26 protein-coding genes are annotated in these 24,902 nt (G+C 61.0%); 12 read left to right on the forward strand and 14 right to left on the reverse strand.

The features are described 5' to 3' along the window. Positions 1 to 3 precede the first annotated feature (3 nt). From phnE to ACIGHL_RS00080, 4 genes are all read right to left on the reverse strand, one after another. Positions 4 to 771, reverse strand: coding sequence for a phosphonate ABC transporter, permease protein PhnE (phnE, locus tag ACIGHL_RS00065; RefSeq protein ID WP_128118775.1), 768 nt, complete (start codon positions 769 to 771; stop codon positions 4 to 6). After that, the gene (locus tag ACIGHL_RS00070) at positions 768 to 1,601 is read right to left on the reverse strand and encodes a PhnE/PtxC family ABC transporter permease (RefSeq protein ID WP_045425068.1); all 834 of its coding nucleotides are present in this window, start codon (positions 1,599 to 1,601) and stop codon (positions 768 to 770) included. The genes phnE and ACIGHL_RS00070 overlap by 4 nt, the downstream gene beginning before the upstream one ends. Then, on the reverse strand, positions 1,595 to 2,443 hold the full coding sequence (locus ACIGHL_RS00075; protein WP_128118776.1) for a phosphonate ABC transporter ATP-binding protein: 849 nt from the start codon (positions 2,441 to 2,443) through the stop codon (positions 1,595 to 1,597). Before ACIGHL_RS00075 ends, ACIGHL_RS00070 begins: the two co-directional genes overlap by 7 nt. Positions 2,444 to 2,520: 77 nt before the next feature. Beyond that, entirely contained in the window at positions 2,521 to 3,372 is an 852-nt protein-coding gene (locus ACIGHL_RS00080; RefSeq protein ID WP_128118777.1) for a putative selenate ABC transporter substrate-binding protein, read from the reverse strand. Positions 3,373 to 3,695: 323 nt separating this feature from the next. Here ACIGHL_RS00080 and ACIGHL_RS00085 point away from each other — a divergent pair, with 323 nt between their 5' ends. From ACIGHL_RS00085 to ACIGHL_RS00125, 9 genes are all read left to right on the forward strand, one after another. Further along, entirely contained in the window at positions 3,696 to 4,022 is a 327-nt protein-coding gene (locus tag ACIGHL_RS00085) for a hypothetical protein (protein WP_128118778.1), read from the forward strand. Positions 4,023 to 4,538: 516 nt separating this feature from the next. Beyond that, on the forward strand, positions 4,539 to 4,871 hold the full coding sequence (locus ACIGHL_RS00090) for a hypothetical protein (RefSeq protein ID WP_128118779.1): 333 nt from the start codon (positions 4,539 to 4,541) through the stop codon (positions 4,869 to 4,871). Between the two features lie 173 nt (positions 4,872 to 5,044). Beyond that, positions 5,045 to 6,103 carry a M4 family metallopeptidase gene (locus tag ACIGHL_RS00095; RefSeq protein WP_128118780.1) on the forward strand — a complete coding sequence of 353 codons (1,059 nt, stop codon included), beginning with the start codon at positions 5,045 to 5,047 and terminating at the stop codon, positions 6,101 to 6,103. A 23-nt stretch (positions 6,104 to 6,126) separates the two neighbouring features. After that, positions 6,127 to 6,450 (forward strand): protealysin inhibitor emfourin, encoded by a 324-nt coding sequence (locus ACIGHL_RS00100; RefSeq protein ID WP_046162533.1) that lies wholly within the window; start codon positions 6,127 to 6,129, stop codon positions 6,448 to 6,450. A gap of 68 nt (positions 6,451 to 6,518) precedes the next feature. Further along, positions 6,519 to 7,406, forward strand: coding sequence for an NAD(P)-dependent oxidoreductase (locus ACIGHL_RS00105; protein WP_128118781.1), 888 nt, complete (start codon positions 6,519 to 6,521; stop codon positions 7,404 to 7,406). Next, positions 7,403 to 8,185, forward strand: a complete 783-nt coding sequence (locus ACIGHL_RS00110) for a hydroxypyruvate isomerase family protein (protein ID WP_128118782.1) — start codon at positions 7,403 to 7,405, stop codon at positions 8,183 to 8,185. Before ACIGHL_RS00105 ends, ACIGHL_RS00110 begins: the two co-directional genes overlap by 4 nt. A gap of 126 nt (positions 8,186 to 8,311) precedes the next feature. After that, the gene (locus tag ACIGHL_RS00115; protein ID WP_128118783.1) at positions 8,312 to 9,664 is read left to right on the forward strand and encodes a spinster family MFS transporter; all 1,353 of its coding nucleotides are present in this window, start codon (positions 8,312 to 8,314) and stop codon (positions 9,662 to 9,664) included. Between the two features lie 129 nt (positions 9,665 to 9,793). Then, on the forward strand, positions 9,794 to 11,059 hold the full coding sequence (locus tag ACIGHL_RS00120; protein WP_216707206.1) for an Hsp70 family protein: 1,266 nt from the start codon (positions 9,794 to 9,796) through the stop codon (positions 11,057 to 11,059). 55 nt (positions 11,060 to 11,114) lie between these two features. Continuing rightward, on the forward strand, positions 11,115 to 12,011 hold the full coding sequence (locus ACIGHL_RS00125) for a CHAD domain-containing protein (protein ID WP_128118784.1): 897 nt from the start codon (positions 11,115 to 11,117) through the stop codon (positions 12,009 to 12,011). Between the two features lie 34 nt (positions 12,012 to 12,045). On the opposite strand, the gene ACIGHL_RS00130 is transcribed toward ACIGHL_RS00125, so the two are convergent. The 3 genes from ACIGHL_RS00130 to ACIGHL_RS00140 form a co-directional block, all read right to left on the reverse strand. Continuing rightward, positions 12,046 to 12,459, reverse strand: a complete 414-nt coding sequence (locus ACIGHL_RS00130; protein WP_045425085.1) for a DUF6306 domain-containing protein — start codon at positions 12,457 to 12,459, stop codon at positions 12,046 to 12,048. Between the two features lie 68 nt (positions 12,460 to 12,527). Then, positions 12,528 to 13,079: a peptidylprolyl isomerase gene (locus ACIGHL_RS00135; protein ID WP_045425088.1), complete on the reverse strand. Its 552-nt coding sequence runs from the start codon at positions 13,077 to 13,079 to the stop codon at positions 12,528 to 12,530. Positions 13,080 to 13,143: 64 nt separating this feature from the next. Then, entirely contained in the window at positions 13,144 to 14,076 is a 933-nt protein-coding gene (locus ACIGHL_RS00140; protein WP_128118786.1) for a LysR family transcriptional regulator, read from the reverse strand. 67 nt (positions 14,077 to 14,143) lie between these two features. Here ACIGHL_RS00140 and ACIGHL_RS00145 point away from each other — a divergent pair, with 67 nt between their 5' ends. Both ACIGHL_RS00145 and ACIGHL_RS00150 read left to right on the forward strand, forming a co-directional pair. After that, positions 14,144 to 14,464: a hypothetical protein gene (locus tag ACIGHL_RS00145; protein WP_064480413.1), complete on the forward strand. Its 321-nt coding sequence runs from the start codon at positions 14,144 to 14,146 to the stop codon at positions 14,462 to 14,464. 181 nt (positions 14,465 to 14,645) lie between these two features. Then, positions 14,646 to 15,992 carry a DEAD/DEAH box helicase gene (locus ACIGHL_RS00150; protein ID WP_128118787.1) on the forward strand — a complete coding sequence of 449 codons (1,347 nt, stop codon included), beginning with the start codon at positions 14,646 to 14,648 and terminating at the stop codon, positions 15,990 to 15,992. A 46-nt stretch (positions 15,993 to 16,038) separates the two neighbouring features. On the opposite strand, the gene ACIGHL_RS00155 is transcribed toward ACIGHL_RS00150, so the two are convergent. Then, on the reverse strand, positions 16,039 to 16,335 hold the full coding sequence (locus ACIGHL_RS00155) for a hypothetical protein (RefSeq protein ID WP_128118788.1): 297 nt from the start codon (positions 16,333 to 16,335) through the stop codon (positions 16,039 to 16,041). 154 nt (positions 16,336 to 16,489) lie between these two features. Here ACIGHL_RS00155 and ACIGHL_RS00160 point away from each other — a divergent pair, with 154 nt between their 5' ends. Next, positions 16,490 to 16,870: a transcriptional regulator gene (locus ACIGHL_RS00160; RefSeq protein WP_128118789.1), complete on the forward strand. Its 381-nt coding sequence runs from the start codon at positions 16,490 to 16,492 to the stop codon at positions 16,868 to 16,870. A 46-nt stretch (positions 16,871 to 16,916) separates the two neighbouring features. On the opposite strand, the gene ACIGHL_RS00165 is transcribed toward ACIGHL_RS00160, so the two are convergent. From ACIGHL_RS00165 to ACIGHL_RS00190, 6 genes are all read right to left on the reverse strand, one after another. Continuing rightward, a complete protein-coding gene (locus ACIGHL_RS00165; protein ID WP_128118790.1) occupies positions 16,917 to 19,028 on the reverse strand; it encodes a glycoside hydrolase family 5 protein in 2,112 nt (703 codons plus the stop codon). Positions 19,029 to 19,532: 504 nt separating this feature from the next. Continuing rightward, entirely contained in the window at positions 19,533 to 21,284 is a 1,752-nt protein-coding gene (locus ACIGHL_RS00170) for a S8/S53 family peptidase (protein ID WP_128118791.1), read from the reverse strand. After that, positions 21,281 to 22,246, reverse strand: a complete 966-nt coding sequence (gene egtD, locus ACIGHL_RS00175) for an L-histidine N(alpha)-methyltransferase (protein ID WP_046162521.1) — start codon at positions 22,244 to 22,246, stop codon at positions 21,281 to 21,283. The genes ACIGHL_RS00170 and egtD overlap by 4 nt, the downstream gene beginning before the upstream one ends. Before the next feature lie 3 nt (positions 22,247 to 22,249). Continuing rightward, a complete protein-coding gene (gene egtB / locus ACIGHL_RS00180) occupies positions 22,250 to 23,545 on the reverse strand; it encodes an ergothioneine biosynthesis protein EgtB (RefSeq protein WP_128119276.1) in 1,296 nt (431 codons plus the stop codon). 218 nt (positions 23,546 to 23,763) lie between these two features. Continuing rightward, on the reverse strand, positions 23,764 to 24,459 hold the full coding sequence (locus ACIGHL_RS00185) for an SDR family oxidoreductase (RefSeq protein WP_128118792.1): 696 nt from the start codon (positions 24,457 to 24,459) through the stop codon (positions 23,764 to 23,766). A gap of 27 nt (positions 24,460 to 24,486) precedes the next feature. Continuing rightward, on the reverse strand, positions 24,487 to 24,798 hold the full coding sequence (locus ACIGHL_RS00190; protein ID WP_128118793.1) for a DUF1652 domain-containing protein: 312 nt from the start codon (positions 24,796 to 24,798) through the stop codon (positions 24,487 to 24,489). Positions 24,799 to 24,902 lie beyond the last annotated feature (104 nt).

Raw genomic sequence — 24,902 nt, forward strand, 5'->3', positions numbered from 1 at the left:
TCGCTAGCTGCGCACCCAGCGCTGGCGCGCCCAGCCACTCAACGCATCGACTGCCAGGACCATCAGCAGCATGGCCAGAATGACTGTCGAGGCCTGGGCCTCTTGGAACAGGCTGAGGCTCATGTAAAGCATCTGTCCGAGGCCGCCGGCGCCGACAAAGCCGAGCACGCTAGCCATGCGGATGTTGTTCTCCCAGCGGTACAGCGTATAAGCCATGATTTGCGGCCATAACGTCGGAAGGGTGCCGTAGCAGAACGCACCGATGCGCCCACTGCCGGCCAGCCGCAACGCCTCGCTTGGCGCGCTCGGTGTGTTTTCCAGGGCTTCGGCGAACAAGCGACCCAGCACACCGGCTGTGTGCAGCGCCAGGGCCAGGGTGCCAGCATTCGGTCCCAGGCCCGCCGCCAGCACCATCAGCGCCGCCCAGACGAGTTCGGGTATCGCACGAAGCGCATTGAGCAGCAGCCGTGAAGCGCCCTGGGTGACCAATCCGAAGCGTCCGGCGGCTGGCAGCGCCAGTATCAAACCGAGCACAGCCGCGAGAAGCGTGCCGATGGCCGACATCGCCAGTGTTTCCAAGGCGCCGTAAGCGATTGCGCGTAGGTGCGGTGCTGACAGATCGGGGCTGAAGAAAGCAGCAGCATATTCGCCCATTTGCACTGCGCCATCACGGCTCATCAGCGCGCTGGTGTCGAGCTGCAAGTAGGCGAACGAAGCGACCACCGCCATGATTAGCAATAGCGGTAGCGCATAGCGCGCAAGCGACTTCATACGAACCTTCTGCGCAGCAGCTGGCTGAACAGATCTGCCAGCAGCACCAGCAGGAGGAATGTCAGCAGCATGCTCGCCACTTCGCCGCCAGCGAACATGCGCATCGACAGATCCATCTGCTGACCCAAGCCGCCCGCACCGACAAAGCCCATGACGACCGACGCACGGATGGCGCACTCCCAGCGATAGACCGTGTAGGACAGCATCTCGCCCGTTGCCTGTGGCAGCACGCCGTAGGCAAAGGCCTGCAACCGTGAACCGCCCGCGCCGATCAATGCGCGCGTCGGCAGCGGATCGACCGACTCGAAGATTTCTGCGTAGACCTTGCCGAGCATGCCGGCGTAGGTGATGGCGATAGCCAGTACGCCAGCGGTTGGGCCAAGGCCGACGGCCCGCACGAAGAGCAGCGCCCAGACGATTTCCGGCACGCTGCGTAGCAGGATCAGCAGCCCTCGAACGGGCCAGCGAACGGCCTGCGCCCACCAGTGCGGACGGCCGCCGCGGCTTAGGGCCGAAATCGACAGCGCGCGTGTTGCCAGAAGCGCGCAGGGAATGGCAACAGCAAGCGCCAGCGCCATACCCGCCGTGGCGATGGCGAGCGTTTCCAGCGTTGCACGCCCCAGCAGAAGTAGAAATTCCGTGTCATGCGCCGGAGGCCAGAAACCGGACAAAAAGGCGCCCATGGTGTCGGCGTTGCTGCCATCGACGAGCACGCTGAGATCCAGCTCGCTTAATGACAGTCCAGGCCAAAGCAGAGCCAGCGCTACCAGTGTCAGCAACAGGCGTGAGCGAGCGGCAGGGTCGCGCTGGGTGAGGGCGGGGTTCAGCATCGCGGAATATGCAGGCTCTGGCTCGGTGTCGGCTCAACGCGTGCGAAGCCTTCCAGCTGGTCGTTGGCATAGAGTGCATCGAGCTCGCCCGGCGTCACGGTGTTGGATGCTTTATCGAACAGGATTCGCCCGTCACGAACGGCAATCACCCGAGGGAAGTGCTCCAGCGCCAGCTCGACCGCGTGCAGGCTGGCTATGAGTGTGGCCTGGCAACGCGTGGCTTCGCGTTTTAGTACGTTCAACGAATAAGCCGCTAGCACCGGGTCCATCGCGGATACCGGCTCGTCTGCCAGCATGAGCGTCGGGCTCTGGTACAGCGCCCGGGCGATGCCGACGCGCTGCAACTGACCACCGGACAGCTGATCGCAGCGCTCATAGAGCTTGTCTGCCAGATCCAGCTTACCCAGTACTTCGGCTACGCCGTTCTTGTCCAGCGGGTAGACCAGACTGAGCAGGCTGCGGCCGAGCGACCAGTGCCCCAGCCGTCCGGCCAGCACTGAGGTAATCACGCGTTGGCGAGGTGGCAGCGGTGGTGCCTGATGAATCAGACCGATGCGACCACGCAGTTTCTGCCGGGCACCGACTGATAACGTCCAGGGCTGGCAGCCGAGCAGTTCGAGCTCACCATTGCTCGGCTGCACGTGCGTGGCAAGCAAGCGCAACAAGGTGGTCTTGCCTGCGCCAGAGGGACCGATAAGCGCAACGCGCTCGCCTTTCGCGATCTGCAGGTCAACGTCGCGCAGCGCGACGTGACCGTTGGCATGGCAATAGCTTACGCCGGACAGGCTCAGGGCCGGTTCGGTCTGGTTTGTTAGCGAAGTGCGCGGGCTCGAGGACAGCATCGACACGCTCATTCAAGCGTGCTCGCCTGGTACTGCCCGAGCGGTCCGCAGAGTTGCAGCGGACCGACTGGCAGAACTCACTTCAACAGGCCAGCGGCGCGCGCGGCTTCCTCGATGCCTTCGTAATTTTCCGGGCGCGTTTCGATGAAGCGCGTTGCGGCCTGAAGATCAAGGATCTTCCTGTGTTCCGGGTTCTTCGGGTCGAGTTTGAGAAACGCGTTTTTGATCTTCTCGGCCAACGCCGGCTCCAGGTTGCCGCGTACGGTCCAGTTGTAGTCGTAATAGGGCGGCGTGGTTGAGATGACCCGCACCTTGTCAGTGTCGACCTTGCCAGCCGCGACCAGCTTGTCCCAAACCGAGGCATTGAGTACGCCACCGTCGGCCTTGCCAGCTTGAACCCAGGCGGCCGTGGCGTCGTGGGCGCCGGAATAGGCGATGCGCTTGAAGAACTGCTCGGGGTCGATGCCGTCCTTGATCATGAAGTAGCGCGGCATCAGGCTGCCGGAGGTCGAGGACACGGAGCCAAACGCAAAGGTCTTGCCCTTGAGGTCCTGCAGCGTTTTGACCTCGGGATCGGCAGTGATGAATTTGCTGGTGAATTTCTCGTCCTGCTCACGCTGTACCAGCGGGATCGCATCGCCCGTTTTCAGGCGAGTCTGGACGAAGGTGAAACCGCCAAGCCAGGCCAGGTCGAGGCGGTCGGAAGCAAGTGCTTCGACAACTGCCGCGTAATCGGAAACCGGAGTGAATTTCACCGGCATGCCCAGTTCTTTTTCGAGGTATTGGCCCAGCGGTTCGAACTTGCGAATCAGCTCAGTCGGGGCTTCGTCGGGGATGGCCGATACGCGAAGGACGTCGGCGGCATGGGTGGTGACAATAGACAACGAGAGGGCAAGGCCGGTGACGGCTGCCAGGGTGCGCTTCAGCATTGTGGTTCTCCGGTTCAATAGCGGAAAAAGCGCGCGGATTATAGAGGTAGAAGGCTGCGCCAACGCAAGCGTCTGGCCGAGATGGCGCTGCCACTTGGCGAAACGGAGATAAACGCCGGGGTGTGGCAGTTTGGTGCGCGGTGTGTCCGGCCGGGAACCCACACGTACTGCGATAAGCCCCCCGCGTGGGCACAGGTGAGAATGACATGGATCAAATGCTGCTCAGATCAGAGCGGCGAATGATGGCTGTAGTGGCATTTAGATATTTAAGTGCCATCAATGTTTGACTAGAATCCGGTGCCTTCAAGGACGAGGGTTGCGGCATGAGTGATTTCAGAGAAGAAAAGCGGAAGCTTCATGCGCTGCGAAAACACATCGATGCGCTCCTGGCGAGCGGGGCCGTTATCACCCAGCGGGATCCGTTAATCCTGCTCGATGGCAGTCAGGTCCTGCGGGTCGAGCACGGCATGCTCATCAGTTACTACAAATCGCTCGCACTGATCGAGCCGACCACAGACGGCGAATGGCCGGAGTCATTGCGCGAGATGGCTGCTGATCTTTGCTGCCGTCAGCTCGACGAGGCCATTGAAGACGAACTCGAAAACAATCCGGAGAATGGCGCTTCGGTCAAGCAAGGCCAGGCGTGCTAATGCAGGACGATCAGCTAGCGGTGATGCGCCCCCGGACCGGCAGATGACCGCCATGCACTCCGAACGTCGTGAAAACCATACATTGCGCCGGCACATCGATTGTCTGCTCAGCGCAGGAGCAGGCCTGACCGGGCGCTGTCCGATCACCATCGACTTTCACGAGTGCACATTCACGGTGCGTAATGGGAGGCTCTTCAATGAGAGCGGCATTCGGAGCTTGGTTGCCGTCATCGCCAGGCACGTTTGGCCGTGCTCAGAATCACGGCACGTCGCTATCGAGATTTGTCTGGGTCAGCTTGTTGATACTCGTCAGGATGATTTCGGTATCTCTGGCGAACCGAAGAGAAGCCCCATGACGCATAGCATTTCGAAGCGCTAAGGCATGGCGCTGCGCCCACAGCTTGACTCTGGGCCGAGTCCATAACGCAAGGTCGGTGCGGCAGATTTGAAATTGCATTTGTGATGTTTGTCACATTTAGTAGAATCCGCCGCCTTTATGGATGATGGCTTTTTGATATGGACTCGACCCAGGACAAGCGCGCACTCCATGCGCTGCGTAAACACATCGACGAACTGCTCGATGCGGGGGCAGTAATCACCTCGCGAAATCCGCTCACAGTCCTTTCAGCTGGCGAAACCCTAAAAGTGAAGCATGGGATGCTCGTCGGCTATTTCGATATCTTGGACATGATCGAACCGGTTACCGACCATGAGTGGCCAGAGTCTTTACGCCAAATGGCTGTCGACCTTTGCATCAAGCAGCTCGATCAGGCCATCGAAGCGCTCAACCGCAGCAGCGTGATCGCTGAGGTGCATGTTGCCGCCAACGACAGCTCGATCACTGGCTGAATCTCCCGCTGCGCTCCCCAAAATCAAAGCGCCCCATTTGCGGCTTGCCGACTTGGGCTTTTGCTCTAGCCTGCTGAAAGCAGACATCGAAAACAGCCGGCACGACAACGCTGCGCCTTAATCGGATCAACGTGCGTGGATGTCTTGCAAGCGAGCTGGCTAAAGGGGAACCCATGCACAACTCAACCATGCGCCACGGCTTCATTCCGCCTTACATACTCAGCCGGATCATTGAGCACGGCTCCGCCCCACAGCGCGAACGAGCGCTCGGCACCCTGTCCCATATTCATCATCTGCTGCCCAACCCCGGGCCACCCAACCGTCAGCCAATCGCCAGCGTGTTGCCTGAACGAGACCTGCCCAGCGAACCGCGACGCAGCATTCACGATGCAGGGCAGCAGATGTTGCTGCCTGGGATGATGGCGAGAATCGAGGGACAGCCGCCGGTCGGCGATGCGGGGGTCGACGAGGCCTACGAAGCACTTGGCAAGGCTCACGAATGCTTCTGGCAGGTGTTCGGGCGCGACTCGATCGACAATCATGGTTTCCCACTGATCGGCACGGTGCACTATGGGGTCGGCTACGAGAATGCCTTTTGGAACGGCGCGCAGATGGTCTTCGGCGATGGTGACGGCGAGATCTTTAATCGCTTCACGCGATCTCTGGATGTCGTGGCGCACGAGCTGACCCATGGCGTCATCGAAAGCGAAGCCGGGCTGCTGTACTTCGATCAGTCCGGTGCCCTGAATGAATCGCTATCCGATGTGTTCGGCGTGTTGGTGAAACAATTCAGCCTCAAGCAGACAGCGGACCAGGCCGATTGGTTGATCGGCGCCGAGTTGCTGACCGACAAGGTGAGCGGCTCGGCACTGCGCTCTATGGCCAACCCCGGCAGCGCCTATGACGATCCGCTGCTGGGCAAGGACCCGCAGCCGGCGCATATGCGCGACTTTATCGACACCCGTGACGACAATGGTGGTGTGCACCTGAACTCCGGCATTCCCAATCGCGCGTTCTATCTCGCCGCTCGGGCGCTCGGCGGTTACGCCTGGGAGAAGGCTGGGCGCATCTGGTATGACACCCTCTGTGATCAGCGTTTGGCCAAGGATGCGGATTTCGTCGCATTCGCTGGTTTGACGCTCGATAACGCGGTGATCCGCTTCGGTGTCGGCAGTAGCGAGGCTCAGGCGGTAAGGCAGGCATGGACAGATGTCGGTGTCCTTGTGCTGTGAACAGGCCCCGACGAGGAGACCTCATGAAACAGCTACCACCGCTGGGCAAAGAAGCAACCGTTCGCCTCTCACGGCAGGGCGGGTTCGCCGCGATGCAGGCACTCTCTCGGCCGCGTGAGATCGATTTCGCCAGCTGTGACGAACGCCAGCGCGGCCAGATTTGCTCCGTGCTGGAAGGCTGCCTTCCGTTGGCGAGTGCCGACGCCGGGCAGGGCGACCGTCGTTACTACCAGATCGAGCTTCATTACCGCGAAAACGAGCATGACGGTGAGATGCTGCTGCAAGTCCCCGAAGAGCAGGCGCCTGGGGAACTGGTGCGTTTGTGGGACAAAGGGGAGCTGCTTTGAGGCCAGCTTGGCCATCGGCGCCTGGGCGGCGCTAGAATCCCGGGCCCGGTTTTATAGGAACCCACCGCATGTCTGATTTGCCAATGATCGCTTTTGCCGGCATCGGCCTGATGGGCCTGCCAATGTGCCGCCGGCTGCTCGCTGCCGGCTATCGATTGACGGTCTGGAACCGTTCCCCCGAAAAGTGCGCCCCGCTGATAGAGGCCGGCGCGCGACAGGCCAGCAATCCGGCCGACCTATGCAGTAACGCAGACATGGTGCTGCTTTGTCTGGCAGACACCGCGGTGGTACGTGAGGTGGTGTTTGGTTCGGGTGGTATCGTCGAGGGAGCAAAAGCGGGCCAATTGCTGGTCGATCATTCCAGTCTGGAGCCAACGGCCACGCGCGCCATGGCCGCCGAACTCGAGTCCCGCAGCGGCATGCGCTGGGTCGATGCACCAGTATCCGGCGGTACGGCGGGTGCCGAGACGGGCAGCCTGGCAATCATGGCAGGCGGACGCTGCGAGGATGTCGAGCGGGTTCGGCCCGTGTTGGCACACCTCGGCCAGCGGTTGACCCACATGGGCGATGTCGGCGCCGGCCAGGTGACCAAAGCCTGTAACCAGATGATCGTCGCCTGTAATGCATTGGTCATCGCTGAAGTGGTGGCTTTGGCCGAGCGCTCCGGGGTCGACGCCACTCTCATCGCGTCGGCACTGGCTGGCGGTTTCGCCGATTCCAAACCGCTGCAGATCCTCGCGCCGCAAATGGCCCACAGCGAGTTCGAGCCGGTGAAGTGGCGCGTTCGCACCCTGCTCAAGGACCTCGACACGGCCGTGCAGCTCTCTCGTGAAGCAGGCGGAGCCACGCCCATGACCGGGCTAGCCGCACAGCTGATGCGCCTGCATGGTAGTCAGGGCGAGCTGGAAAATGACCCGTCCACGCTGGTCAGGATGTTCCGGGAGCAAGATCAATGAAGATTGCAGCCAACCTGTCCATGTTGTTCACCGAACTGCCGTTGGCCGAGCGCATCATGGCCGCTCGGATTGCCGGGTTCGACGGTGTGGAAATCCAGTTCCCCTACGAGCTGCCGGCCCTGCAGCTAAAGGAGTTGCTGGAGCGTGCAGGTCTGCCACTGGTACTGATTAACCTGCCGGCTGGCGATTTCATGCAGGGCGGTGCGGGGCTGGCGGCGGTGCCGTCACGGCAGGCTGAGTTCGATACGGCGCTTCAGGAATGCCTGACCTATGCGGTCATGACGCGCCCACTGTGCGTCAACGTCTTGCCGGGCCGGCTGGCCGAAGGTGTCTCGCGTGAGCAAGCCTTGGAAACCCTGGCAGCCAACCTGCGCAAAAGCGCCGAGGCGTACGCATTGCTTGGCGTTCGAGTGGTGTGCGAGGCGATCAATCCACTCGACATGCCCGGCTTTCTGATCAATACACCCGCGCATCTGCAAACGCTGCTGGAGCGCGTCGACCATCCCAATTGCCAGGCTCAGCTGGACCTGTATCACATGGCCCGTCAAGGGCTGGACGTCGCCGCGGGTATCCGGCTCCTGGGATCGCGGATAGGTCATGTGCAGTTCGCTGACTGTCCCGGCCGTGGTGCGCCCGGCACGGGTTCGGTAGCGTTCGGACCGCTGCTCGAAGCGTTGCAAGCGGTGGGCTATTCCTACTGGTTGGCGGCCGAATACCGCCCCGATAGCGCCGGCACTTCAAACAGTCTTGGTTGGCTCGAGGCTTGGCGGCAGAGCTGACCCGTCGCATCGGCCGGCATCAGCGAAAGTGATGGTGACAGACAGACGCACGTTAGAACCCTAGAGTCAGTTCCGAGAATCGGTCGGCACACGACCGACGCATAACAATAAATCGAGAGCGACGTCATGCAGCCATCCACCCAAGCCGCGAACGCCTGGCGCGTCCTGTTTCTGCTGTTTCTGGCCAACCTGTTCAATTTCTTCGATCGCACCATACCGGCAATTATTGCCGAGCCTATCCGCCTGGAGTGGGATCTCAACGATTTCCAGCTGGGCTTGATCGGCACCGCTTTCACCATCATCTATGCCATCGCCGGCGTGCCACTTGGCCGCATGGCCGACATCGGCTCACGGCGCAAGATCATGGGCTGGGGGTTGACCGTCTGGAGCGGGCTGACCGCTGTAAACGGACTGGCCTGGAATTTCTGGACCTTTCTGCTGGTGCGCATGGGCATCGGCATCGGTGAGGCCAGCTATGCACCCGCGGCCAATTCGCTGATTGGCGATCTGTTTCCGGCGCACAAGCGCGCTCGGGCCATGGGTATCTTCATGCTGGGGCTGCCGCTGGGGCTGCTGCTGGCCTTCTTCACCATTGGCTCGATGGTGGAATATTTCGGCAGCTGGCGCGCACCGTTCTTCATCGCGGCAGTGCCCGGTCTGGTGCTGGCGCTGTTCATCTTTTTCGTCAAGGAACCCCAGCGTGGCGCGGCGGAAACGGTGAAAGTGTCGCAGGCGCGTGTGGAGCAGCCGATTCGCAAGGTATTCGCGATCCGCACATTTTGGTGGCTGGTGCTGGCGGGGCTGGCGTTCAACTTCGCCACCTACGCCTGCAACGCCTTTATGGTGCCGTTGCTGATGCGCTATCACGCGGTGCCGCTGGTGGAGGCCTCGATCGCCACCGGGGTGATCGTCGGCTTGACGGGTTTGATCGGTTTAACCCTCGGCGGTTGGGTAGCAGACAAGATCCATCAACGCTTTGCCCGCGGCCGCCTGATCTTCGCAGCGGTGAGCATGCTCATCGCCACCGCTCTGACCGGTTATGCGTTGCTTGCCGGGCGGATTGAGGTGGGCGTGTTCGTCGCGGTCTTCAGTATCGGCTGGCTGTTCTCCTACAACTTCTACACCTGCGTCTACACCGCCATTCAGGACGTCGTCGAACCGCGTCTGCGCGCCACCGCCATGGCCCTGTTCTTCGCCGGTCTGTATCTGCTTGGTGGTGGCATGGGCACGGTGGTGGTGGGGCTGCTGTCGGACCACTTTGCCGAGTCGGCAATGCTTGCCGCAGGTGCCAGTGAGATGAGCGAAGTCTTCCGCGCCGAAGGTTTACACGGTGCGATGTACCTGATCCCCGGCTCGCTGCTGCTTACCATGGTGTTCCTGTTCCAGGCCTCCCGCACTTTCTGCCATGACGCCAAACGCATGACCGACGGCATGACCGACTCCGCGGCCGCGGCCGCGGCCGAGCCGTCACTCGCCTAACGGCGCTCCACTGCGGCGGCGCTCGACCGCCGCAGTGGTTTGCCTGGTTGAGCCCGTCCGACGATTGGCCTGCATTTGCCGGCGGGCTCGCATAAACTGCGCGGCCGTTTTTAGAAGTCCGGACCGCACATGCATAACCCGTCCCCCGCCCGCGCCTGCGGCATCGACTTCGGTACCTCCAATTCCACCGTCGGTTGGTGGCGTCCTGACGCCGAGCCGCTGTTGGTGCTGGAAGGCGATCAGCAGACCTTGCCCTCGGTGGTGTTCTTTAACACCGAAGAGTGTCGTCCGGTCTATGGTCGCCTGGCCTTGGCCGAATACCTGGAAGGCTACGAAGGGCGTTTGATGCGCTCGCTGAAAAGCCTGCTGGGGTCCAAGCTCCTCAAGAGTGAGACGACCGTGCTCGGCGGCGCCATGCCGTTTAAGGACATTCTTGGGCTGTTTCTCGGGACCCTCAAACAACGCGCTGAAGACCAGGCCGGGCGTTCGTTCGATGAGGTGGTGCTGGGCCGCCCGGTGTTTTTCGTAGACGACGACCCGGATGCAGATAGGGAAGCGGCGAATACACTCGCCGCTGCGGCCAACAAGATCGGTTTCAAGGACGTCTCCTTCCAGTACGAACCCATCGCTGCAGCGTTCGACTACGAGTCGCGCATCGAGCGGGAAGAGCGCGTGCTGATCGTCGACATCGGCGGCGGTACCTCGGACTTTTCACTGGTGCGGCTGGCACCGGAGCGGCGGCAGATCGATGACCGTCAGGACGACATCCTTGCCACCTCGGGCGTGCACATCGGCGGTACCGATTTCGACAAGCAGCTCAGCTTGCAGGGGGTAATGCCCCTGTTCGGCTACGGCAGCCGGATGAAAAGCGATGCACCCATGCCCACCAGCACTCATCTCAATCTGGCCACCTGGCACACGATCAACGCGGTCTACGCTCCAGCTTCGCTGCGCGCATTGCAGAGCATGCGCTACGACATTGTCGACCCCACCGGAATCGACCGGTTGTTCAGCCTGATCGAGCAACGCGCCGGGCATTGGCTGGCGATGCAGGTCGAGCAGGGCAAGATTGAATTGACCGAGCATGAACGCTTCCTGATCGACTTCGCGCGAATCGAATCCGGCCTCGAAGCCACACTCACGCGTCCTGTATTCGAAACGGCGATCAACCCTCTGCTCGAACGAATCCGCACCAATGTCAGTCAATTGCTCAAGAGTGCCGGGCTCAAGCACGAGGACATCGACACGGTCTTCTTCACGGGCGGCTCCAGTGCGATCCCGGCGCTGCGCAATAGCGTCGCCGCCTTGCTGCCACGGGCACGCCACGTTGAAGGCAATCGCTTCGGCAGTATCGGTAGCGGCCTGGCCATCGAGGCGCGCAAGCGCTACGGTTGAACCGCCCGTCATGCCTGCTGTGCGAGTGTGGCCGCGGGCCTGAACGGGAGTTGTCATGGGCTACAAGCTGCGTCCGCAAGACCCTGCCGCCGAGGTGCGAAAAGTCGCCCGGCAGGGCATCGACAAAGCCATCGAGGCGCTGAGCGTTGCACCCGAAGACCGCGCCGAGGGCGTGCATCAGGCGCGCAAACGGTTCAAAGAGTTGCGGGCGCTTCTGCGCCTGGTGCGCAAGCCGCTGGGAAACGAATTTCAGCGAGAAAATCACCGTTTGCGGGATCTGGGGCGCGCCTTGGCCGAGTCGCGTGACGCTACTGCCATGTTGGAAAGCTGGGATGCGCTGGCCAAGCGTTTCCCGAACCTGTTCGCCGAGGCGGATTTCAAGCTGACCCGGCGTCGCCTGCAGGCTCGGGCGAAGCAGGCCGAAAGTGGCACTACCGACCTCGATTCGCGCATCGGCAAAGTGATCGATGAGCTGAAGGATGCGCGAAGCTGCATCGACACCTGGTCACTTCAAGCCAAGGGCTTCGACTTGCTGTCTGGCGGTGTCGAACGCACCTACTCAGACGGTTGCGCTGAGCTGGCCAAAACCAAGCTCGATCTCAGCGACGAACAGCTCCACCAGTGGCGCAAGCGGGTCAAGGATCACTGGTACCAGACCAGGCTACTGACGCCGAGTTGGCCGAAGCTGATGCAGCTGCGCAGCGACTCGCTCAAGGATCTGGCGGATCAGCTGGGCGATGATCATGATCTGGCGGTGCTGACGGAGCTGACACAGGCTCAGCCGGCATTGTTCGGCGACGACACCCTGCGTGAGCGACTCAACACTGCCATAGCCGAACGTCGTAGCGAGTTGCAGAGCGCCGCGCTCAAGCTGGGGGAGAAGATCTATTCGCAGGCGCCTAAGGACCTGGTGGCACGCTGGCAGCGCTATTGGGACGTCGCCGCCGACTGATCAAATTCAGCTGCACTGCTCGGCGAGCCAGGCATCAGGCGGCCTGGCTGTTGATCTCGTGAATCTTCAGCATTTTTTCCAGCTCCGTGCGGATGAAATCATCGTTGCAGCCGGGCAGGTACTCACGCAGCTTGCGGATCACCCACTGCTGGCCGCGGTCAACGAAGGTCAGGCGCTCGTCCAGCGACTCGATGGCCATGGCCTTGCCGTAAAACGCACCGGTTTCGCGGTTGGGCTCGATGTTCAAATGATTCATGCAGTTCAGGACCAGCCGGCAGCTGTCGACCTCGCCCTGGCGGATCTGCTCGAGCAACTTCTGCTGGGTTGGATCGTTGCACTGTTGCAGGCTTTCACCGGCGACCTTGGCCCCGGCGCGCTCAGCGCTCAGCAGGTCTTGAAGCAGTTGTGCTTCCCCTTCGGCGGTGTTCAGCATGTTCTGTTCACTCATGTCGGGTCTCCTGTTCAGCAGCCGGTGCACGGCGGGCGCCGTGCACACTGTCGACTGACGTGGAAAGGTCAGAGTTTCTTCGCGGAGACGATCTTGACCGGCGTCAGCGGTACGTTCTGCATCATGCTGCGGTTGCCGGTCGGCACCTGGGCGATCTGGTCAACCACGTCCATGCCGCGCACCACCTTGGCGAATACCGCATAGCCGAAGTCGCGGCTGCCATGGTCAAGGAAGTCGTTGTCACGGTGGTTGATGAAGAACTGACTGGTCGCCGAGTCGACGTTCTGTGTGCGCGCCATGGCGAGGGTGCCACGTACGTTGTGCAGACCGTTGTCGGCCTCGTTCTTGATCGGCTCACGGGTCTTCTTCTGGCTCAGGCCCTCGTTGAAGCCGCCGCCCTGGATCATGAAACCAGGGATCACGCGGTGAAAGACGGTGCCGTCATAGAAGCCGCTTTCGACATATTCGAGAAAGTTCTTCACGCTGACGGGGGCCTTTTCGGCCTCCAGCTCGATTTCGATTTCGCCCATGCTGGTGTTCAGCAGTACGTGAGGATTCTCCGCGGCGAACAGGTTGCCGGCGAGCAGCAGTGAGCAGGCGGCGAGTGCGAGTCGTTTCATGGTCTATTCCTGGTATGGGTAAGCCTGGGTCAGCCCGTTCATGCAGGCCGGTTGCACAGGTGCTTCAGCCGTCGTGCTTGATGTTGCTCACCGGCTGAACAGGCGATTGCGCTTGTGCATCGTACGTCCTGATCAGGTCAATGAGAATCTGTGTGGCCGGACCGAGCGGTTTGTCGGGGTTCGTGTAGAGGTAGAAAAGCGGCCGGCGAACGCTGCCCTGAACCAGAGGCAGCGGCTTGAGGGCTCCTTCTGCCAGTTCGCGATAAATCATGTGTCGAGGTAGCCAGGCAAAGCCCAGGCCGCTGCTGACGAAGCCGACCGAAGTGGCCAGGCTGCCGACCGTCCAGCGTTGTTCGGCCCCCAGCCAGCCGCTGTCGCGCGGCTGGCGCTGGCCGGAGTCGCGCACCACCACCTGCATCTGGCTTTGTAGATCCTGGACGCTGAGCTTGCGTTGCAGCTGATGCAGCGAGTGGTTGGGGTGCGCGACAGCGATGAATTCGACAGTGCCCAGTTCCTGGCCAAGGTAGCCGGTGATATCCAGACCGCTGATCGCCAGATCCGCTGTGCCGTCCTTGAGGACCTCTTCAACACCGGACAGCACTTCTTCACGCAGCCGCACCCGGCAACCCCGGCTTTGCGGCATGAACGCGGTCAGCGCACGGATCAGCTTGGCGTTGGGGTAGGCCGCATCGACCACTAGCCGCACTTCAGCTTCCCAGCCTTGCTCCATGTGGTGCGCCAACTCTTCCAACTGCCCGGCCTGGTTGACCAGCTGCCGGGAGCGGCGCAAAAGCACCTCGCCGGCATCGGTCAGTACCGCCTTGCGGCCATCGATACGTAACAGGGGGACGCCTAATTGCTCCTGCATGCGCGCCACTGTATAGCTCACCGAGGATTGCGAACGATGCAGCATTTCGGCGGCCTGGGCGAAGCCGCCGTGGTCAATCACCGCCTGCAGGGTTCGCCATTGATCAAGGGTCACGCGGGGCACTTTCATTCCATTGTTTTCCTGTTGCGTCGGTCTGATACGCTGGCGGTCGCCTATTCGAGGAGCCCACATAAAAATGAAAAGACTCTGCTTCGCAGCGCTCGTCATCTTCCCACTGAGTGCGCTTGCCGTCAGCTACCCCGTGGACCTCGAGCAGGAGCTCAACGGCGCCGAGGTGCTGGCGAGCACCGAGACCATCGACCGCGATATGGCTGGCCTGGTACTGCAGAACCTTGGGGACCGCCCGGTCGAGTGTACCGCCTCGTTTCGCAACGGACCGGAAATGCCGCGCACCCGACGGGTCACGCTCGAGTCAGGGGAACGCAAGCCCATGACCGCCAAGTTCAAGCGCGACGTGATCCGCCTGCGCATCAAGCTGACCTGCGAGCCTCAGTGACGTTGCCCTGACTCGCGCTATCCGCCGAGACGACGAGCGAAGCCAATGCTGTTTTTCACGACCTGAACTTCCGGTTCTAGCTGTCGGTCGGCCTGTCGTCGCGCAGTACAAAGACGACTCTGCGCGCGTCGGACGGGTTACTCTATGCCACGTTTTTTTCGACTTGCTTGAGGTGTCACCTTTGTTTGACCAATTCGCCCTCCACGAACGCCTGCTCAAGGCGGTCGCCGAACTCAAATTCGTCGAGCCGACCCCGGTACAGGTAGCGGCTATCCCCCCCGCGCTGGAAGGGCGTGACCTGCGGGTGACGGCACAGACCGGCAGTGGCAAGACCGCCGCCTTCGTGCTGCCAATGCTCAATCGGCTGATCGGCGATGCCGTGGTGCGTACCGATGTGCGTGCGCTGATCCTGCTTCCGACCCGTGAGCTGGCCCAGCAGACGCTCAAGGAAGTCGAACGCTTCTCGCAGTTCACCTTTATCAAGTCGGCAATGATCACCGGCGGCGAGGATTTCAAGGTCCAGGCGGCGATCCTGCGTAAGGTGCCGGACATCCTAGTCGGCACACCGGGCCGCATGATCGAACATCTCAACGCCGGCACCCTGATCCTCAAGGATGTCGAGTTGCTGATCCTTGACGAAGCCGACCGCATGCTCGACATGGGCTTCGCCGAAGACGTGCAGCGCCTGGTAGGAGAATGTGCCAAGCGTCAGCAGACCCTGTTGTTCTCGGCTACCAGCGGGGGCGCCGCGCTGCGCGAAATGAGCGCCGCCGTGTTGCGTGATCCGCTGCACCTGCAGCTCAACCGCGTCAGCGAGCTCAACGAAGGTACGCGCCAGCAGATCATCACGGCCGAAAACACCGAGCATAAGGAAAAGCTGGTGCATTGGCTGCTGGCCAACGAGACCTACAAGAAAGCCGTGATTTTCACCAACACCCGCGTACAGGCAGACCGTCTCTATGGCCGTCTGGTCGCGGAAGGCGTGAAGGCCTTCGTTCTACATGGCGACAAGGATCAGAAAGACCGAAAGCTGGCCATCGACCGGGTCAAGGAAGGCGGGGTCAAGGTGCTGGTGGCCACCGATGTGGCCGCGCGTGGGCTGGATATCGAAGGTCTGGATCTGGTGATCAACTTCGACATGCCGCGTTCGGGCGATGAATATGTACACCGGATCGGCCGCACCGGCCGCGCTGGGGCTGAAGGCTTGGCCATCTCGCTAATCTGCCACAACGACTGGAATCTGATGTCGAGCATCGAGCGCTATCTCAAGCAGCGCTTCGAACACCGCGTCATTAAAGGGCTGAAAGGCAGCTACATGGGGCCGAAGAATCTAAAGGCCTCGGGCAAGGCCGCCGGCACCAAGAAGAAAAAGGACGACAAGAAAAAAACCGCAGAGAAGAAGGGCAAGGCCGCAGCCAAGCCAGTAGCCAAGCGACCGAAGAACGCCAAACGCGAAGCGCCGGCGTCACCGCTCGTCAGTCAGGACGGTCTCGCGCCTCTACGGCGGAAAAAGCCCGCAGCAGAATGATCTGCAATAGCCGGGGCGGCATCGCTGCCCTGGCTCGTTTCCATGCTTAACGCTTTTCTGCCGGTGCGATATCGGCCTGCTTCTCCGCCTGCTCCACATGCTTGATGCGCTTCTCGTAGGCCTCGCATTCACTGCCTAACTGTTCGGCAGTCTGCTTGACCTCCATATCGCGCAACTCTTCGTTGATCTCCGCGGCTCGCTTCGGATCGCTCTCTGTCAGGGCGTTGACGCGGTCGGCAAGCTCTTTGGCCTTGGCATTGATCTGGTCGGTGGTGCATTGGTCGGCGAACACTGGCTGGCTAGCCAGCAGGGCGAGGGTGAACGGGACAATCAGACGTTTCATGGTGCGCTCCTTGATTAACGACCTATCTGGTGGATCGCCAGTGGCGCGCTTTAGTTCAGCCTTTTGCGGTTGCGCTGGATCGAACCATGCCGCGGCGGATGGGGTCCGAATAACAATGGCCGCCTCCCCGAAGCGGCGCAACAGGAGAACGGACATGACCTACGACTGGGACTTGATGCTACGCCTGCTGCGCGAAGCGCAGAAATCCGGAAACGAGAGTTTCGCGCCACGTCAGTACGCTGACGAGCATGCCTTGGCGGCGGAAGAGGCCGGCCAGCCAATGCCAAACATGGATTCCTTGAAGGCTGAGGCGCAAAACTACGAGAGCATGCTGTTCGAAGGTGGTTTCATGGTGACGCGCCCGGAGGAGCAAGGCGGCAATGGCGAGAATTTCGTGCTGACTGACCGAGGCGTGCGCCTGATGGAGATGCTGGAGGGTGGGGCAGGTCGAACCGAGAACCGTCGCCGTCTGGACGAAAAAGGCGAGGCGGCTTTGACCCCGGAAGTATTCGACGACTTAGCGGCAGCAGGCTAGGGCCGGTAGGAAAACGCCCCGCAGATGCGGGGCGCCGGTTGGGTCTTTACCGCAGCGGACCAACGGCCCCGCAGGATTTATTAGCGGCATGCTTCTGCAATATCGGCAACTGAGGGCGAGGTTTGCCGCTTTTCACGTCCAGCGACAGCGCATAGTCGCCCCACCAAGGCCCGGCTGCCCAATACGTACTGGGAATGCAGTGCTGGCCGAGGTATTGAAGCAGGTTGTCCATGGCAACCACCGCCGATGGTGAGAAGTCCGGGGCCCCGTGCTCACCGATGAAGCCCCGCAGACGATAGCGGGTTAGCCATTCGACAAAGGGTCTTGCGCGAACCACGCCGATCATCGGGTCGTACTTCTCGTAGCGGTTGGTGTAATAGCCCGAGTAATCCTTATCGAAATATAGATGGGCCTCGAACATCAGGTTGTTGTTTGGGTCGCGCATCCATGAGTCCTTCACCAGCTGAGTGTTGTAGGACGGCCAGTGGAAGGCGCTTGACCACCGATCGCCCGCGATGACGACCCAGTTGTCGGCGTCCAGGGTGCGGATACTTTTTGCAGCAGCCAGTGCGGCGGCGGGCCACTTACCGTTAGTGGTGTGGGGCTCGTTCATCAAGCCGTAGCCATAGACTGCCGGGTGGTTAGCGACCTTTTGCGCAATACGCCGCCAGGCATCGGCAAACGCGCTCACGGGCACCTCGTTGGAACCGATCATCTTGCCGTGGTAGCGGTAGTAGTTATGCATGTCGAGGATGACCTGCATGTTGTATTTCTTTGCGTGGTCGAGCGTTGCCAGCATGCGGCCAAGCTCAACGCTGTTCAGTTCGCCGTTGAGTCGCGGCTGAATCCGTTCCCAGCGAAACGGCAAGCGCACCAGCTTCAGATTGCGCTCAGCGTAACGCTTGAAATCAGCCTCTCCTGGATAGATGTACTGCTTCAGGTACACACCGGGCAATGCGACATCTGCGCCGAACTCCGCGCCGGCCAGGTTGATGCCAACCAGATTGATCGGATGCGCCGGTGCTGCTCCGCCGGCAGCGGGTGCTGTGCTGCCAGCGCTTGGGCTTGTATTGCTGAAGCCGGTGCTGCTAACCGAGATGGTACGGGGATAACCTACAGCCTTGCCGTCGATAGGGCCGCCATCGACCATGACGGTCATGTTGCCGCCGGAATGGTAGATCAGCTTGATGGTGCGCACCTGGCCGCCGAAGAAACGGATTTTCGCGCCCTTGTGGAACGCCGCCTTGTTCGCTGCCGTCGCCTTGACCGAAATGCCGACGAATTTGCTGGTGTTGTACACGCCGTTGACGAAATCGCCGCCGTTAAAGGCGTTGAGTGCAGTCGTCATGGAGGAGCCTGCCGCAGGCTGGCTAACGACCGGCTCTGGCGCAGGAGCAGCGGGCTTGCTTGGAGCAACTGGCGAAGCCGGAGCACTGCTGCCGGTGGCCGAGAACAGCTTGTTCGGGTAGCCGAGTTTGCCGCTTAGGGTCGCCCCGGAAAGCATCAGGCTCATGTTCTTGCCGGACACATACACGGCGTTGATCTTGCGCACCTGGCCGTCAGCCAACTTCACCGAGGAGCCGACCTTGAAGGCCGAGCGGTTCGCGCTGCTGGCGGGAATCGAGAAACCTGCCGACCTGCGCCATACACCATTCAACCAGTCGTTATTGGTGTAGTTGTTGATTGCGCTGCGGTGAGACGAAGTATCAGCTGCGACATTGTTGCTGGGCGCAGTTACGGCACTACCTGCAGCGGCACTTGTGCCAAGGGCCGAGACGCTTTTCGGATGGCCATTCTTAGATGCATTCAGCGTCGCCCCTGAGAGCATCACGCTCATGTGGGCGCCTGAAAAGTAAACCACTTTGACGGTGCGGACCTGCCCGTCTGCCGTCCGGACCTGGGCGCCTTTCTTGAACGCCGCTTTATTGGCTGCTGTGGCTGGGATCGAAAGACCGGCCGACTGGCGCCAGCTACCTTTGAGCCATTGCGGACCGGTGAAGTCATTGACCTTGGCAGTGGCGACCGTTTGCAGAGCGGAAGCCGTCGAGGCTGCAGCGGCGTGGGCCGTCTGGATGGGGCTAATCATGCTTAGAGTGGCTGCGAATAACGCAGCACCGAGCAGCACGTTACGTGTGCTAACCGTCGCTTTGACGAGCATTGATATCTCCGAAACTTAATACGACAAAGGGCCGAAGCCCTTTAAAAAGTGCGAAGGCATCCAAAGACCCATGCATCGAACGAAGCACCGACCGTTGACGCCACCAGGCAACGCTTTAGCGCCTCAGGAAGTTCCCGGTCGCAGCGTGCATAGGCTTTATATAGATTGATTATTAAATTTTGAACTTATATTGGCGCCAAAAAATCACACAACGAAAAATATTTAATGGCTGATTGCTATATTGCCATTACATAGTGGCTTATAAATATTGAAATGACAGTATTAGGCAAGTTCCTGATTTAACTGAGTTTGAACGCGGGACTACGAAACTTGACGGCTAAATTGGCCTAGCGTTGCCGCTTTGCTTGAGCGGTTTGACTTTGAATGGTCATGCGTTTGGTTTTATTGCAGAGTGTTTCAGAGCGAAGCTGCATTGTTCTAAGCAACTACAGCTTGCAGCCGTAAGGAAATAACGTGGTTGACGGGCCGTGGCCGGCCCGTTGTTCAACGAACCTGTTGCAGGCTGTCGACAGTCAGTTCCAATGCTTTGCGCATGTCCAGGCGAGCGGAGCGGCCAATGTCCTGGTTGTCGAGCTGGTAACTGCGCTCAGATGGCAGGATCGGCGCGGTCAGGTCATCGGCTTCTACTGCTTCAAAGTCGCTGTTGCGGCCGATGGTGAGCGCGCTTCGACGCAGCAGTTCACGCAGCTGTGCCGGCTCAAGGGCCGGGTTAATCGACAGCATCGCACCGACGACCCCCGTGACCATTGGCGTGGCATACGAGGTGCCGCAATGCACCTCACCGCGCTTGCCAAGTTCCAGCGTTGCCGCTCGGGTGCATGCCGAGGCGGTGATATCGACTCGCATGTCGATATTGGACGACGGGCGCTTGGTCACGTAGTCCGGGTGGTCAACCGGTACGTTCTTGCTGAAGTCGCGCTGATGCGCGCCCACCACCAGCAGTTGGTCAGTGATAAAGGAGGAGGGCAGCCGATAGTCGTCCTGGCCGGAATGCGCCGATCCGTTACCGGCGGAGTTCACCACCAGCACGTCCGGATGCTCGCGGCGCAACCAGAGGAAGAACTCCTCAAGCAGTTCTTCATAGCCACTCATCGCCACGCCGGAGCGCACCAGTGAATCGATCTTCTCGCCGTCCACGTCGAGCGTGCCGACGCGGTGAATGCCCCAACTCCAGTTCAGCACGCGCACGCCGTCCTCGACCAGATTGACCGAGGCCGCGACGTTGGCGGTGATGCCTGCATCCGAGTTGCGCTCGACGATCACTTCGAAGCCGGAACTGGTCGGTTCCAGGGCGCTGAGGAAGCCGCTGTCGCCTGGGTCGACGCTGCGTGCCGCGAGGATGCCGGTGACAGTGGTGCCGTGGTCCGCTGGAGACTCGGCATCACGCGCGTAGATACAGGTGCGTGGCTTGGCTGGGTCGCAGCTGCCCAGGTAGGCCGCGAATTCGGGCGAATCGAAGTCGACGCCGCGCTCGATGATGCCAATCCGCACCGGATGGGTCTTGATAGACGGTTTCTGACCGGGCAGCCGGTGCAAATAGAAATCCACGGCATCGAGAAAGCGGTTGGCCACCCATTCACTGTTGCGAGGCTTGGTTTGCGTGTCTTCTTCCAGCGGCTCCTCGGCACCCGATTCCTCAATAACCACCGCATCCACGCTCGTTTCGCTACCCAGGCGCAGCACCAGCGCGTCGCGCTGGGTCAGGTTCTTGGCCGGCAACCGCAGCTGATAAGTATTGAGTGGGGCAATGGCGCCAACCACTTCGGCGCCATATTTCTTCGCCAGGCGTCGCGATTCCTCCAGTCCGTCGTGATCCTCTTCGATGATCAGGCTGACCAGGTCCACGTAGGTGGTCAGGCCATCCATGTTCTTGGCTACTTCGTCCGGGCTCGCCGGCACGACGTGGCTACCGTTGAGGGTGAGCCAGACCGGATTGCTGCGGCGATCGCCTTGCTCCAGCCACAGCGGACCGCTCTGGTGATCCTTTCGGTTCAGTGTCAGGCGGAGTCGACCATGCTGTTGCTGTTCGGTTTCGACGGGTTTGCCGCCTAGCATCACCTTCAGATCCGCCTGGGCGACGCCTTCGCTGCGCAGGCAGAACGTTAGCTGCTCGGTTGAAAACAGGTCGCCGCAGCGCTGAAGGTCCTTGAGTCGCAGCGGCTGTTCCTCAGCAGCAGCGCTGCCAAGGCCAAGCGCGAGGGTGAGAGCGGATACGTATTGGGTGATGAGCCTCATGGACGACGTTGCAGGTAGTGCACGCTGAACAAATCTTGAGCGTCGGTCCATTGACCGCTGCAGTCGAAGCCGGCGCTATTGGCCAGGTCGGCAAACGACTGCAAGGTGTACTTGTAGGAGTTCTCGGTATGCAGGCTTTCACCCGCATCGAAATGGAACCGCTGGCCCTCGATCATCACGTCCTGCGCCTCACGGCTGACCAGGTGCATCTCTATCCGCGAGTCCTGCTCGTTGAAAAACGCCCGGTGGGTAAAACGCGACGGGTCGATATCACTATCGAGCTCCTGGCGGATGCGCTGCAACAGGTTGAGGTTGAACGCGGCCGTGACGTGGGCGCGATCGTTATAAGCCGCCTCCAGGACGCTGCGGTCCTTGACCAGATCGACGCCAATCAACAGGCCACCGCCCGGCGGCAGGATTGCATGCAGGTGCCCGAGCAGTTTGCGAGCTTCCAGTGGGGTGAAATTGCCGATGCTAGAGCCCGGAAAAAACACCAGCGGATGATGCAAGGTGAAATCGTCCGGCAGCTTCAGCTCGTCTGAGAAATCTGCGCAGGCTGCGTGCACTTCAAGCCAGGGATAGTCTGCGGCGAGGCGTTGAGTACTGGTGAGCAGGAAGTCTTCAGAAATATCGATGCCAAGGTAACTGACCGGCCGCAGCCCCTCGAGCAGCAGGCGTACCTTGCGGCTGGCACCGCTGCCCAGCTCGATCAGGTCGGTCTGTGGGCCGGCGATTTCCAGTATCTCGTTTGCCGCCTTGGCGAGGATCTTTTCCTCGGTGCGGGTCACGTAGTATTCGGGCTGCAGACAGATCTGCTCGAACAGCTCCGAGCCGCGTCGGTCGTAGAAAAACTTCGGCGAGATGTGCTTCGGCGATGCGGCGAAACCCTCCAGTGCCTCGTCGCGCAGGGAGCTATCGTGGGTCGGCTGCGTCTGGTCATGAAAGTGTACGGCTAGTGCCATGTTTCATAGCTCCCTGGCCAGGCGCAGCCCGGCGAATTGCCAGCGCATCGCCGGCTGAAAAAAGTTGCGGTAGGTGGCGCGGATGTGCGACTCAGGCGTGGCGCAACAACCGCCGCGCAAGACCATCTGACCGGACATGAATTTGCCGTTGTATTCCCCCAGACTGCCTTCCAGCGGATGGAAGCCGGGGTAGGGGCGATAGGCGCTGGCGGTCCATTCCCAGACATCACCGAACAACTGTGCCGGCCCCTCATGCGGCACGCTGGCACAAACAGGTTGCAGATGGTCGCTTTCCAGAAAGTTGCCGCGCCGTGGCTGGTCGGTGGCGGCGACCTCCCATTCGGCTTCCGTGGGCAGCCTGGCGTCGGCCCAGCGTGCATAAGCGTCCGCTTCATAGAAGCTGATGTGGCAGACGGGCGCTTCGAGGTCCAGTGGCTGTAATCCGGCAAGTGTCATTTCGCACCAGCCGCCGTCCTCACGATGCCAATACAGCGGGGCGTTCCAGCCGTGCTGGCGGATATGCGCCCAGCCATCGGATAACCAGAGTTCGCTTCGCGCGTAGCCGCCGTCTGCGATGAACGACAGGTACTCGCGGTTGCTGACCAAGCGGTCGGCCAGCTGAAAATCTTCGACGAATTGGCGGTGTCGCGGCGTCTCGCAATCAAACGCGAAGCCACTGCCAGCATGGCCGATATGACGCACGCCACCGGCATAGCTGTGCCAGCGAACGCGGTCGTTATGCAGTGCGGGTGCAGGTTTCAAGTCGCTGCGATAGACAGGGTGCAGCGGGTTCTGCGCAAGGATGTGCTTGATGTCCATCAACAGCAATTCCTGATGCTGTTGCTCGTGCTGCAGACCCAGCTCGACCCGGTGCATGATCTCAGCGGCGTGCTGTTGTGGCGGATGGGTCAGCAACTCACCCATTGCCCGATCGACATGCTGGCGGAACCGGTAGACGTCCTCTACGCCAGGGCGCGAGATCAGCCCGCGCTGAACCCGTGGGAACGGCGTGCTGTGGGTTTCATAGTAGGAATTGAACAGGTGGTCGTAAGCCGCATTCAGCGGCTTGTAGCCTGGCAGATAAGGCTTGAGCAGAAATGCCTCGAAAAACCAGCTGATATGCGCCAGGTGCCATTTCGGCGGGCTGACGTCGGGCATGCTCTGGATGACGTAGTCTTCGATCTGCAGCGGTGCACAAATTGCCTCACTAGTGGCGCGTACCTGCTGGAAGCGCTGCAGCAAGTGATCCATGTCGGCCAGGGCCGGTTGCTGTTTCGGCTGTTGCGCCAGGTTACCCATGGACATCCCCCCGATCGATGCATGGAGCGGCCAAAACCGCGTCTATTAAGCGACCCGAAGCGAGGCGCAAAAGTTTCTGCAGCGTGCGGCTGGTCGCCTCTTCCAAGTTATTCATGAAAGCAGCCCTGCGTTGAATCGCCAGGCCGCTCGACGCTCATCCACCTTCCATCGTCTGCTGTTCCACAGCTTGATCGGTCCGGTCTGAAAAAGCCGACCGGCTAACCGGTTTCGATCGGCGGGACTGGCCGGATCAGAATTTCGTTAACGTCCACATGGCTTGGTTGCGACAGCGCATAGACCACCGCGCGAGCAATGTCGTCGGGCTGTAGCGCATAGGGGGGCGGCTGATCGAACAGCGGTGTATCTACCATTCCCGGTTCGATCAGCGTGACGCGCACGCCAGTGCCGCGCAGCTCTTCACGCACGCTCAGGCCCATGCCGGTCACCGCCCATTTGCTGGCGCTGTACATGGAGCCGGGAATCACGAAGCGGCCCGCGGCTGAGCCGGTCAGCAGCAGATGGCCACGGCTGGCCTTGAGCGCATCGAGGCTGCAGCGCAGCGTCAGGCCGACGCCGTAGACGTTGGTGAGCAACATCTCGCGCCAGATTTCGGGATCGGCGCCACTGAAGCCGCCTTCGCTGCCCGGCATGCCGGCATTGGCGTAGACCGCATCGAGCTGGCCAAAATGATTGAGCACCTGCTCCACCATGGCCTGTTGCTCGGCGTATTCCTTCACGTCACAGCGGATCGCCAACGCGCGCTCGGGGCCGCCAAGCTCATTCACCAGTCGCGTCAACTTGTCCTCGGAGCGCGAGGCGAGGGCAACGCGGTAGCCGGCCTCAGCCGCGAGGCGGGCAGTGGCAGCGCCTATCCCGGAGGAGGCGCCGGTGATCAGAAGTACCGGGTCGCTCATGGTCGTCCTCGTCAGCTGGCAGAAGCCTCAATAGTTCGGCGGGGTTTCCGGGATGCCGGTGTCGTCATCGAGGGCTGGCATGGTCCAGGGCTCGAGGCGCTGATCCTTGTCTTCGACATCCAGCCTGGCTTGCTCGATGACGCTGCCGAGGCGCTGTGGGCTGGTGTATTCCTCGCGTGACACGCTGGCAACGCGTAGCACTTCGGTACCGCTGCCCGACATCACGGTAAAGCCGAAGCTGTCGTCGTCAGGGTTGGCGCTGGTCACGCAACCGCAAGGTAGAAAGGCTTCTGAAACGAGCTGCATCGCTTCGTCCAGGTTCAAGGCTTGGTTGCTCATGGGTTTCTCCGTCTTCGGGCTGTATGAAGTGGACCGCCAGGCGGCGCTGCCGTTTCCTTTGACGCGACGGGATGTGCTGAGTCGGCCTTGTAGATGAGCCGCTG

The sequence above is a fragment of the Pseudomonas sp. NPDC077451 genome (assembly GCF_044543345.1).
In the GTDB taxonomy this organism is placed as follows: Bacteria; Pseudomonadota; Gammaproteobacteria; order Pseudomonadales; family Pseudomonadaceae; genus Stutzerimonas.